Below are 12678 nucleotides of genomic sequence, written 5' to 3'. Positions count from 1 at the left end.
ATTTTGTTCTATACAAACCCATATCATGTGTAGTTTGCTCCTCATTTTAACGAAAATATTATTATAATATTTGATATAAAAACCTATCGTTCACATCAGTTTCTCGGTATTCGTTTTCATCTTTCTCCTGTAAAATGGGTTCCAAAACACAAAGTACTGTGGTTTTTCCTTTAATAATTAGGGTGTTCCCCTGTATTTTGCTCCTCCAACGGTACTTTTCCAAAGGGATATTTAACTGGTATAACGCTTCCGCCATTTCGGGATATTGCGCTACAAAATCCATAATTGCCTCCCTATCATTTAGCTCTGGGATTTCCGTTTCGGCATCAAAAGTGACTTCCCATTCAACTGGAATATTAAATTTATAGCTGTACGCTTCCCCAATACGCGTTTCCTGTCGGTTATCTATTGCACTTCGCCAATCAATATCAGTTATATCATACAGTTGTTTAAACTCGGCTGCCAGCGCTGCTGGCCCTTCCGATTGTGCGGTTGGGTAAAAATTGTAGTAAGGTTTTGCCAGATAATGTGGTGCATATTTTCCACCATAGACATTAAAAAAGTCAGATGCGTGTACAATTGGGGCTACAGTAGTGGTAAAAACAGTTTTCAACTTCTGCAGCAGTGCTTTGTTTTGACCCAATCCGCAGGAATGAAAAATAATTTTAGTTTCTTGATTGATTGCGTTAGTAGGCTTTGGTATTTCATTGTTGTCGGTAGCCTGTTTTAAAGTTTTAAGGGTAATTCGTTCTCCGTTATAATTCGTTCTTAAGGACATTCCCAACCACGGATTACTGTGGGCAACGATATGGATTTCATCGAAAACTATTTCCTGATTTGAATGTTGATTCAGCCATTGTAGTAGCTCTTCTAGGGAAAACAAATTATCCACCACCGTCATACCTTTGGTTTCATAATACTTTTTTGCATTGCTGTAATAGGTATTGTCGCCTTCATCAAAGCCAGCGATAAACACAACGGATTTTGATGCTGTCTCATTAATCTTAGGTACAGCAAGAGCCGTTTCCGACATCTGCGGAAACGACTGCTTGCAACCTACCACCAACACTAAAAATGATATTGTTCTTATTAGGGTTTTCATGGGTTTTTTTTTAAATTTTGGTGTTAAGATTTGTTGTTGTACTATGAGATTATGGCTTGGGCTTTACACCTCTCCGATTTTTCTAACTGCCTGCGATGTAGAAAAACTACCTCCCCTCGTCTGAGCGGAGGTAGTTTTTTTGCTACTTTAAAGCGCTGAAATACATTAGGATTTGTCAGTTTGAGCGCTCCCGAACACCCGGGAGAAAACCATTGTTCCTGCATTATATCTCGACCGCGCTCAAACTGACATTGTTCCTACCCCTTCGTATTACTCACCAAATCGGTAGAAATTGGAGGTAACGACTCTTTCTGTGACAATTTATAACCGTCCCAAGTATAAAAACTAACGATCATTTTAGTATTTTCTGTGCTTAAATCATTTGCAGCGGCTACTTGATAATCGGTAATTAGGGTCTCTAGAACAATCGTGCTTTTGATGCCTTCCATATCCGATGGAAAAACAAACTGTTCGCTCTTAGCGTACTTAGCATCAGAATAATCGATCAAACTGGCTACGTTCGTAAATTTTCCGTTGTTCCAAAAAATATAGTGCGCTCCAATAGGATTTCCGTTTTCTGAATTTGGAATGGTAAGGGTCAAAATATCCTCCACATTAAACAGCCCCTTGTTTCCGATATTTTTGATTTCCAATGGAGTAGCCTCATATCCATCAAAAACAATTTTATCTATTTGCCTACCATTTTTAAAGGCCCTTAGCTGATGTTTTACTTCGGACGCGCCCGCTTCATTTACTGTGACACTTTCCAGTCCGTAGACGAATTTTACATCGTAATTGGCTTGGCTGCCAAAGGTCTTTTGTGCAATCATTCCGCCCCAGACCCAACCTTCCGAGGTTCCTATTCTGGTCTTGTACCAGTTGCTCTTTATTCCGTTCAATTCATCTTGGTTTGGGCTTTCTTCCCAAAGGGTCAGCTTTGTGCCAATGTCCAAAACGGTCACTTTTTTCGCTTTTAAAGATGGAGTTTCGCGCAAATGTACCCTGTGGGCCAACAAATACTCGTGGGAGCGGTCTTCCACAGCTGTTGAGTCGCTGTTTACTGCAAATTGGACTTCGGGCGCTGTTTGGGCAAATAGGTTTGCCATGGCGAACAGACTTAACACTTGGATGCTTCTTTTTACATTTTTCATAATTTTGAATTTTAGATTACTATTAATTTTTATTGATTCTCTAAACCTGCAATTGCCCCTTGCGTACCAAAGTCGTCATCGTTCCAAACAATGCTTTGGATTACTTCGATTTCTTCGGTGCTGTAATTATTCGTGTAATGGAATATGGCCTTCATAATTGTTTCTTCCTTCCCGTGTTTTTGTGTGGGGAATACATAATCTACAATGGGTTCGGTGATGTCATCATAAATTTTAGTGACTTTTGGCAAGGTGATATAGTTCCCATTCTCGGTAACTAAAAAATAGTAGGTATTAATGGACAGGCTATACCCGCTATATTCAAACTCTACCTTTATCACTTCTTTAATTTGGTTCAGTTGAGGTTTTTCCAAAACAGAAATCCGCATTTCGTGAAAGGCTTCTGACTTTGGAATTTCCAAGGTTGCTACTTTTTGCATGCCTGGGCCAGGAGCTAGAATATGGGTTTTGGTCGTTTCATATTCCTGTTGTTTTGTAGCCGTTTCGATGGTAACTATGTATTTTCTCGTTTCCTTAAAATCCTGGGCATTCACAGCGAAAAATCCGAGGCTAAAAGCGATAATTAAGATGTTATTTTTCATGGTGTTGATTTTAGTTGTTTTGCTTGTTACAGCCAAGATAGAGCCGTTTTATCCCTATTTATGGGCTGTTTTAGTATTCGTAAGCATCCGATTAGAATTCGTTGAAAAAGAAGTATCCCTTAATCCCTCCCAAGGAGGGAAACTGTTATTAAAAAAGATAGATTATGGTGTTTTATAGCTTTTGTGCATCTAGCCCAAATAGAAATCTGGGGTGTTCCTTACCCATTCTGGGGAAGGAACATTATTAACAACAAGATAAAAGCCTGCAAGAATAAGATATCCTTGCAGGCCTTTTCTACCAAAAAGAGAAACACCAACCCGCCTATTTCTCAATAATAAAACTCCTATTATGATTTAGTTTTAAACTCGTTGTTACGAATTCCAAGAACTCCTTGGTCAAATTTTTAGACAAAACCCATTTTCCATCTTCCAAAATTTCTACCCCAATAAGCGTTCCTGTTTTATCAAAACTGATGCGTAGCTTTTCATTCTTCTCCAAAGTTTTCTCAACTAATTTGGTGTATAATGCTTTAAAAGTCATAGTAATCTGCCGTTGTTCCGACTTTGATATAGCGTCCAAAAACTGAATCTCAAAGGACTTGTTATAAGCGGATTTGGCGCTTACCGCAGCCTCTGCCCCAACAGCGGAGTTGTTCATGTTCTGTGGCATAGGCAAAGGTTGTTTTATGGTTTTCAATGAACCATCTTTATTTACCACCATTTCATCTACCGCAACAAAAGAAGTATAATTGGTGGCTAGGTTGTATTTTAAACCCAAGGAGATTACGCTATCCTTTACATCGTCACTAAATAGTTTTTTATAATCGTCCAGTTCTTCTATTTTCTTCCGCGCCCACAAATAGCGTAGTGCTTTATTTTTTATGCTCAATTTACCGTTGGACACTTTAAATACTTGACGAATTTCTTCTTTTCCCTGATAGCCCTTCAAGATAAGTTTTCCTTTTGGAGCACCCCGGTATTTTCCGAAAATGGTTATGGGTCGCGATGCAAAAACATCAGGGACGGTTTGGGGATAAACATCATAGATTTCAAAGCCCTCAGCTTCTAGACTAATCTGTGAAAGTAGCGGACTATCAATATATTCCTTAAAATCTTCGGCCGCGTATTGTGCGCTGGCTTTGGTGGTGGCGACAAAAGATTCGCTATTGGACACCTTTGCCATACCTTCGATCAAATAGCGATTAACACTGGAACCGATTCCAAACGTAAATACGTTGGCAGTATTAAGATTATTCCGAATCAATTCAAAAGCTTCTTTTTCTACGCTGATGTATCCATCGGTAATGACCACCATAGAACGCGAACTACTGGCGTCTTTTCTAGGCAATTTATAGGCCTCGGACAAAGCACTGAGCAATTGGGTGCCGCCACCGCCTTGGCCTTCCGAAAGAAACCGAATGGCAGCTTCAATATTCTGTTCGTTGGCTTCTACCGATACCGGGTTAAAAACAGTAGAACTGGAAGCAAATAATTGTACATTAAAAGTGTCTGTCAACCTAAGGTTACATAATAGATTTCGCATCAATTCCTTGGAAACTTCCAGCGGATATCCGTTCATAGAACCGGAAACATCTACAATAAAAATATACTCGCGAGACGAAATATCCTGTAGCGTAACATTTTCCATGGGCTCCATTTGAAAAGAAAAGAAGTTTTCATCGCCATGTTCGTAAAGCAATAATCCGGATTGAATCTGCTTTCCCCGTAAGCTATAATTTAGGATAAAATCCCTATTTGATGGATTTTCGTTGCTTTTGGACAAAAATACCTCGGCGGTTTTTATATCGGGATACTTCACATTTACTTTGTGGCTACTACTGCTTACGTTTTGGATGGGCATTCCCGTATTAATGCTTACTGTCATATCATAATCGAAAGAGTCCGAAATTCCCTTGGCGGAGTACGGCGTAGCAAATGCATTTTCATTTACGGTACTTTCGCCGGTAAACCTTGGCCCCACAACAGCCGGTGCCACAAATTGGTATTGACCGTTTACCGGCTCCAAAAGTTCCGTGTGGTAGATATCAATTCTAATTTCATCCTTGGGCATAATATTGCCCACCGCCATTTGAAACACATTGGGCCGATCTTGGTCCAGTTTGGCGGCGCGTTTGCCTTCGTTCATTGCAGTTTCATACACATTCTGGGCTTCTTGTCGTTCAAATATCTTAGCATTTATGGTTCTATCGCCAATACTCATCTGCATTTTATGCACCGCTGCCCTTATAGATAAGGGAAACACGTATTTCGCCTCTATAGGTTCCGTTCCCAAATTCTGATAGACTTGGGTGGTTTTCACGTGAACAATAGTACCGGATATCGCTACCTCGGTTTTTGTTTCTTTTAGGGGAATTTGAGCATTCTGCGTAGATACTAGCAAATAAGGTCCGCTAGGCTGTTGGGCAAAACATAGGGTAGTAAAACAGCAGATGGCAAGTGTGATTAGATTTTTCATGTTATTGTTTTTTTATGTTCGATTTGTTTTCTTGACCAAATGTAGCGGTGCGTTGTAGTGGTTTTTGTACCGCTTTAGTATTCGTAAGGATTGATGTAGAATTCGTTGAAAAAATATGCTCCCTGACCCTCTCGCAACTTAAGAAGACCTGTACTTTGGTACTTAGAAGCCCGATTGTTCATATATTTCCCTCCATTTACGACAAGCGGGTTTTTCATTTACTACGAAAGTTGCGGCATTAGCACCAAATAAAAAGTGGGAGACAAGAGCTGCGGCAACAGTAATTTTAAAACTGAAGCACACAACTTTAGCAAAACTTTAAACCTTAGGTGTCCGCTTTCCATTATATTTATAAGGATGAAATTATCGGACAAAAAAGCCATTATTTTAGGGGCAACAGGATTAACGGGCGGTATATTGCTGCAACTGCTCCTTGCCGATGACCGCTATAACAGTGTTACGGTATTTACCCGAAATCCATTAGGTTTAACCCACCCTAAACTCAGCGAAATACAATGCGATCTTTTGAAACTTGAAGAACAACAAGCAGCCTTTACGGCAGACGAGGTGTTCTGCTGTATCGGCACCACAAAGGCTAAAACACCCAACAAGGAACTGTATAAATCCATAGATTTTGGTATTCCAGTAAGTGCGGCCCAGCTTTGTAAGAAAAATAATATTACTACTTTTTTGGTTATTTCCGCAATGGGTGCAGACCCCAATAGCAGCGTTTTTTATAACAAGGTAAAAGGAGAGATGGAAACTGCCGTTTTAGATTTAGGTCTGCCAAAAACCCATATCTTACAACCCAGCCTTATTGGAGGCGATAGAAATGAAAGTAGGCCTGCGGAGTATTTTGGAAAACAGCTGATGAAAATTTTAAGTATTTTTCTGATCGGTTCTTTAAGAAAATACAGAACCATTGCACCCGAAAGCATTGCGCAGACCATGGTCTGGTTGGCCAACAATCCCTACGCAGAAAACAGACTGACATCAGATATTATCATCAAAATCGCAGAAAATAAATAACATGCTAGAAGTTGAACGTAAATTTTTGGTGAAATCCCAGGGGTATAAAAACGAAGCCAAAACCCAGATGCGAATCGTACAAGGTTTTCTAAATACAGATCCAGAGCGTACAGTGCGTGTCCGTATAAAAAACGACAAAGGCTTTTTGACCATTAAAGGCAAGGGAAACGACTCCGGAACCACCCGTTTTGAATGGGAACAAGAAATTTCCTTTTCCGATGCCACGGATTTGGTAGACCTCTGCGAGGCCGTCATTGTAGAAAAAATTCGTTATGAAATTCCAATAGGCAAACATATTTATGAGGTCGATGAATTCTTGGGAGAAAACAAAGGACTTACCGTGGCCGAAATAGAACTACAGCACGAGGACGAACCTTTTGAAAAACCGGATTGGTTAGGCGAGGAGGTTACGGGAGATATAAAATATTACAATTCGCAATTATCTCAACAACCTTATAGGGATTGGGACATTGTTCCCAAGGAATCATGACCCCTTGGCAAGTTCCAATACTACCAAAAATTGAAGCGGAGGCACTTCTGTTAAAGTTATCTGGCTACCTTCGTAGCTAGCATTTACGGGTGTAAAATAACTGATGTTACAAGGAATTCTTGTTAACGCTCCGGTAACGCCAACTACAATAGAATCGTTTTGACTCCAAAAAATTGTATGTTCAAACGTGGCTAGGTTTGGAACGGCAAGCCCAATGGTATTGTCCAATTTTCGAATTTCCGCATCTGGAACAGCAAACTCGTTTGCTGGGTTAAAAACAAACCCAGCACCTTCAAAATCTCCTGTTACGCGCAAACTATCTGAATCTATAGTCCCATTTTCAAATAGGTTCGCTCCATTTACATCTACCAGACTTATAAATAAGGACGGAAAGGCAGGGTCAAAAAGCCTGCAATCTATTTCAGGTTCGTTATCGTCCGAACAGGACAATACTATACTACAGAGAGCTATAAACAAAAGGTTTTTTGTTTTCCTTTGTAGAATACTTTGGATAAAGGTAATTGAAGAGAGGTGTAAAAACTCAATTATGTACATATTTTTATTCACAAAAAATTGAAAAACAATTACTTATGTTAAATCAGTACAAATCGAACCAAATAAAATTTGGATAATTTCATTTGGTTTCAAAACGATTCAAATGATACAATTTGAAATTTCTTGAAAAAGGAAGAATTTTGAGTTATCAACAATTGACAAATTAACTATCAAGAAAATAAGGGTAATTAAAAGGCAAAAAGCTAGTCATCTAAAAATAGTTTCATTGTATTGTCCCAAAAAAGGTTCCTAATTTGAAACTATCTATTTTCTAACAAATATACTATCCGATTATATTTTCCTTTGTAAGAAATGGTTGATGATTGTGGCGTTTTCCGGTAGCCTTGTATAGTGCATTGGCCAACGCTGCAAAAATTGGCGGATAGGTGGGTTCTCCGAGGCCGGTAGGGCTCACCTCACTTTTTACAAAATGCACATCGATTTCTTTTGGTGCTTCACCCATACGTATCATACGGTAGGTGTCGAAGTTGTTCTTTTGCGGTACCCCATCCTCAAAAGTCAGTTCCCCATAGAGAGCGGTACCAATACCATCAACGATTCCTCCTTCGGCCAAATTAATAGCTGCATCAGGATTTACGACGATACCACAATCGACAGCACAGGTAACCTTTTCGATAATGGGTTGATTGTTCTCCCAACGCATTTCCAACACTTGAGCGGCATAGGAGTTGTGACAAAAATAGGCAGCCACTCCTTTCGAAAAGCCGTTATCCGAATTCCCCCAATTTGATTTTTCCTTAACTAATTTTAAAACGCCGGCATACCGTAAAGCATCATAATCATTGGTTTTTCCTTCTAGGGGATTGGTGATGGCGCGGTCCAATAGTTCCAATCGGAAATCAATGGGGTCTTTCCCGGCCGCTTCAGCAACTTCATCCAAAAAGGACTGTTCCGCACAGGCCATAAAGTTGGAACTGGGTGCCCTAAAGGATCCCACGGTAAGATTGGTATCAATGGTCCAATCCTCCGCCAGATAATTGTCAACAGCACCTGCCGGAAAACGGTCTTGGTGCAATGGACTTTGAGGAATACCCCCAGTATTCACATGAAAAGCAATCAATTTGTTGTTCGCATCTAGACCCGCACGATATTTTGCCTGATAAGCGGGTCTGTAGATACCATCGGTCATATCGTCTTCACGGCTGTAGACTAGTTTTACCGGTGCCTTCATCTTTTGTGATATGAGAGCGGCCTCTACCAGCCAATGGGCATAAGATCTTCGACCATAGCCCCCACCCAAACGGGTCATTTGAATATCGATATTTTCGAGCGGCATTCCTAAACGTGTCGAGAGGGTTTGCTCCGTCAATTCTGGTTTTTGCAAGGGGCCGATAAGTTCCGCCTTTTCCGCAGTCACATCGGCAAAGAAATTCATGGATTCCATGCAATTGTGTGCCAAAAATGGTGCAGTATACGTGGCCTCTATAATTTTCGTAGCTCTTTTAAAGGCGGTGTCGGGATCACCGTCTCGGCGTCTTACTTCTACTTTTTGTGAGGTTATGGCATCCATTTGAGCATAATGTGCGCTTGTATTTTCTAATCCGGCCGGAGTATGCTCTTTCCATTTTCGGCCAAATCGGTCCCGGGAATCCGTGGAACTTTCAATGGGTTCGCATTCCAATTTTAAGGCTTTCTTGGCATTCATGACCTCCCAGGTGGAATCACCGACAATAACCGCCACTTCATTAAAGGTCCGTGTATCAAAAAAAGCCTTTTCGTATCCGTCGTTAAACACGTTGATGGTGAAAACATCCTTGATTCCGGGCATCTTGCTTGCCTCGGTATCGTCAATGGACTTTAGCTTTAATCCAAATGCAGGAGGATGTACAATCATAGCTATGAGCATGCCCTCGCGATGGGTATCGATTCCGAACAACGGTTTTCCGGTCACTATTTTTTGTCCATCTACATTCTTTTGAGAAGTACCTATGATGTTAAAATCCCCAATTTCCTTTAATTGAACTTCTTCGGGTATTTCAAGTTTTGCAGCAGCAGAGGCCAATTCCCCATAACTTGCCGAGGCACCACTTTTCTTATGATATAAAAATCCACCCTCCGTGGTAATTTCTTCCCGGGGAACTTGCCAAGTTTCTGCAGCAGCTGCGATGAGCATCGCCCTCGCAGAAGCACCTGCCATTCGAAGACCTTCCCATCCTCTTCGAATGGATTGGCTACCTCCAAGATATTGAAAGGTAAAAGCATCCGTATTTAAAGGTGCTTGTTCTACACTAACAGCTGCCCAATCAACGCCCAGTTCATCAGCCACGATCATGGGCATGGACGTTTTTACATTCTGACCGCCCTCCGGATTTGGAGATAAAATAGTCACTTGTCCATTATCGGCAATCTTTAAATAACCATTGATCTTAAACCATTCCTTCGGTAAATCGTTCACCTCTTCTGGGGACATTTTACACGAAGCCAACCAGCTAAAACCGAGCATCATGCCACCACCGGCCAGCGCCGAACTTTTGATAAAGGACCTTCTCCCTATTTTAGTTTTTACAGTAGACATGAAATTTAATTTTAAAGTTTTTATTCTAATTTGTTAAAGATAGCTGGCATGGATTCCAGGTCCATCGCTTCCATATCGATCAGTTCCAAGGACTTCACCATTTTTAGGGTGGAGGTTTTATACTTTAAAAAATGCGGGGTTTTTAAATGCGATTGGTATGCATTAGAATCCGCATAGATTTCCAGTAAACGAATTTGGTTGGGATGCTCTTTCTGGTGCATGGGAAAAATGCAGATTACACCCGGTTCTAAGCGTACCGAGGCTTCGGACTCTTCCTTTAAAATGGCCTTATATTCCTCTAAATATTCAGGATATATTTCTAATGCTGCAATCCTGACCATCATGTTTTCATGTCTTGTTGCATCGTTACCTGCTTGTGCTAGCCCCGAAAACGAGAAGATCAATGTTGTTACAAAGGATAAAATTACTTTTTGATATCCCATAAATTAGATAGATAAAGTTACCCGACCAGAGGGGGTTTGTCAGTTACGAAAGGTTGTTTATAATACCTTGTACCCGTTGCTTTATACAATGCATTTGCCATAGCTCCAAAAACGGGAGGAAACGGAGGTTCCCCCATACCTGTTGGATCAATTTCATTCTGCACAAAATGCACATCGATTTCATTTGGTGCTTCCTTCATACGGATCATTTTATATTGGTGAAAATTATTTTTGTGGGGCACCCCGTTTTCAAAGGTCAATTCTCCAAAAAGAGCATTTCCGACACCATCGGTTATGGCGCCTTCCGCCATGTTCGTAGCCGCATCAGGGTTTACCACGACCCCACAATCAATGGCGCAAACCACTTTTTCGACAACAGGTTTGCCATTCTCCATTCGTATATCCAGTACATGGGCCGCATAGGAGTTATGGCAAAAATAGGCAGACACCCCTCGATGTTTCGTTTCATCTTTTTCGTTCCAAGCCGATTTTTCCCGTACCAGTTCCAAAACTCCGGCATAGCGATCGGCATCATAGTCATTTGCCTCTCCAACCGGATTATCTTTAGCACGTTTTAATAAGTCCAATCGGAATTGAATCGGGTCTTTGCCCATGGCTTCCGAAACTTCATCTAAGAACGCCTGTTCGGCACCGGCCATAAAATTCGATCGAGGAGCTCTAAAAGCACCTATGGTAATGTTAGAATCAATCGTCCACTCTTCAGCCAAATAATTATCAATAGAACCGGCAGGAAAACGATTTGCGAACAATGGACTCTCTGGTACGCCACCTGCCTTCACATGTAATGCCGTCAAGGTATTATTTTCATCAAAAGCGGCGCGATAGGTAGCTTGATACGCTGGTCGATAAATACCGTTTGTCATATCGTCTTCACGGCTGTATACCAACTTGATCGGAGCATTTACTTTTTGGGATATTAGGGCTGCTTCTACCACAAAGTGGGCATAGGCCTTACGTCCAAAACCACCACCCATTCTGGGTAGTTCCATTTCAATATTCTCTTTCGGTATTCCCAGACTACTTGCAATCGTAGGGATAATCAAAGACGGAATCTGAATAGGCGCAGCAATTTTTACTTTATTGCCCTCTACATGGGCATAAGCATTTAAAGGCTCCATATTATTGTGTGCAAGAAAAGGGGCCGAATAGCTTCTTTCCACTATTTTTGCAGCATTTTTAAACGCCGTCTCAGGATTCCCATCCTTTCGGACAATCTTCCCCGGCTTGGCCGCCATTATTTCCATTTGTGCTATATGGGCGGTCGTAGATTCCAATCCCGCAGGTACATTTCTCGTTTCTTTTCCTCTAAACCCCGCGATTGTTTCTGAAAAGGCAGAAGTAGGTTGCCATTCCACATTTAACTTTTTCTTCGCCTGCATCACTTCCCAAGTAGAGTTACCCACGATTGCCACCAATTCGGGAAAAGCGTTCGTATCGAACCCGCCCTTTTCAAACCCGTCTTTGAAGCTTTTTATTGTAACAACATCCTTTATGCCCGGCATGGCTTTGGCCGTTTCGCCATCAACCGATTTTAAGGTCATGCCAAAAGCGGGCGGATGTACGATCATGGCGATTAACATTCCTTCCTTTTGCATATCCATTCCAAACAAAGGCGCACCGGTAACAATGCTTTTCGCATCTACATTTTTTTGTGAGCTACTTATAAGTTTAAAATCTTTTACTTCTTTCAATTGCACTTCTTCCGGGACATCGATTGTCGCTGCAACCGATGCCATTGCGCCGTAACCCGCCGATTTTTTCGTGGCTGCATGTTGCAATACCCCGGCCTCTGCAGTAATTTCTTCTACAGGAACCTGCCAGGTTTGTGCAGCCGCTTCTTTTAACATTTGCCTAGCGGTTGCACCGGCCATTCTAAGGGGTTGCCATCTAGCACTTATTCCCCTACTGCCACCTGTGAATTGAAATCCGTACTTCTCTGCATGATAAGGTGCCTGTTCAACTATTACGTTTTTCCAGTCCACATCTAACTCTTCTGCCACCAACATAGGCATGGATGTTCTGATATTCTGACCGAATTCCGGATTGGGCGTGTAGATGGTTACGAGCCCGTTATCACCAATTTTAAGATAAGAGTTCATCTCGAACCATTCTTTGGGCATTTCCCGAACCGCTATTTTTTCAATATCCTTCTGCTTACAGGAATTCAGGAAACTAAAGCCAAGAACAAGTCCGCCTCCGGCCAAACTGGTATTTTTAATGAAAGCCCGTCTTCCTATCTGTGTTTTTATAAGTGTCATTTTTTCTTTTTTTAAGGT

General features: G+C 41.3%; 10 protein-coding genes. 2 read left to right on the top strand and 8 right to left on the bottom strand.

Features of this window, described 5'->3' with window-relative positions:
- Positions 1-61 precede the first annotated feature (61 nt).
- The 4 genes from MS6x_RS10905 to MS6x_RS10890 all read right to left on the bottom strand — a co-directional run bounded on the left by MS6x_RS10905 (position 62) and on the right by MS6x_RS10890 (position 5328).
- A complete protein-coding gene (locus MS6x_RS10905; RefSeq protein ID WP_482601910.1) occupies positions 62-1102 on the bottom strand; it encodes a hypothetical protein in 1041 nt (346 codons plus the stop codon).
- Positions 1103-1359: 257 nt separating this feature from the next.
- Positions 1360-2253 (bottom strand): SH3 domain-containing protein, encoded by an 894-nt coding sequence (locus tag MS6x_RS10900; protein WP_482601908.1) that lies wholly within the window; start codon positions 2251-2253, stop codon positions 1360-1362.
- 29 nt (positions 2254-2282) lie between these two features.
- Complete coding sequence (locus tag MS6x_RS10895) at positions 2283-2852, bottom strand: hypothetical protein (protein ID WP_482601906.1); 570 nt, start codon at positions 2850-2852, stop codon at positions 2283-2285.
- Between the two features lie 322 nt (positions 2853-3174).
- Positions 3175-5328, bottom strand: coding sequence for a VIT and vWA domain-containing protein (locus MS6x_RS10890; RefSeq protein ID WP_482601904.1), 2154 nt, complete (start codon positions 5326-5328; stop codon positions 3175-3177).
- Between the two features lie 357 nt (positions 5329-5685).
- Between MS6x_RS10890 and MS6x_RS10885 the strand changes: the two genes are divergently transcribed.
- Both MS6x_RS10885 and MS6x_RS10880 read left to right on the top strand, forming a co-directional pair.
- Positions 5686-6357, top strand: coding sequence for an NAD(P)H-binding protein (locus tag MS6x_RS10885; RefSeq protein ID WP_482601902.1), 672 nt, complete (start codon positions 5686-5688; stop codon positions 6355-6357).
- Between the two features lies 1 nt (position 6358).
- Positions 6359-6847, top strand: coding sequence for a CYTH domain-containing protein (locus MS6x_RS10880; protein ID WP_482601900.1), 489 nt, complete (start codon positions 6359-6361; stop codon positions 6845-6847).
- On the opposite strand, the gene MS6x_RS10875 is transcribed toward MS6x_RS10880, so the two are convergent.
- The 4 genes from MS6x_RS10875 to MS6x_RS10860 form a co-directional block, all read right to left on the bottom strand.
- Positions 6842-7324, bottom strand: a complete 483-nt coding sequence (locus tag MS6x_RS10875; protein WP_482601898.1) for a hypothetical protein — start codon at positions 7322-7324, stop codon at positions 6842-6844. The genes MS6x_RS10880 and MS6x_RS10875 overlap by 6 nt on opposite strands.
- A 361-nt stretch (positions 7325-7685) precedes the next feature.
- A complete protein-coding gene (locus MS6x_RS10870; RefSeq protein ID WP_482601896.1) occupies positions 7686-9938 on the bottom strand; it encodes a xanthine dehydrogenase family protein molybdopterin-binding subunit in 2253 nt (750 codons plus the stop codon).
- A gap of 20 nt (positions 9939-9958) precedes the next feature.
- Positions 9959-10381, bottom strand: a complete 423-nt coding sequence (locus MS6x_RS10865) for a putative quinol monooxygenase (protein ID WP_482601894.1) — start codon at positions 10379-10381, stop codon at positions 9959-9961.
- Positions 10382-10398: 17 nt separating this feature from the next.
- Positions 10399-12660 (bottom strand): xanthine dehydrogenase family protein molybdopterin-binding subunit, encoded by a 2262-nt coding sequence (locus MS6x_RS10860; RefSeq protein ID WP_482601892.1) that lies wholly within the window; start codon positions 12658-12660, stop codon positions 10399-10401.
- Positions 12661-12678 lie beyond the last annotated feature (18 nt).

The sequence above is a fragment of the Maribacter sp. MS6 genome, from assembly GCF_056839185.1.
The sequence above is the reverse complement of the archived record's forward strand: the minus strand, read 5'-3'. Positions and strand labels throughout refer to the sequence as shown.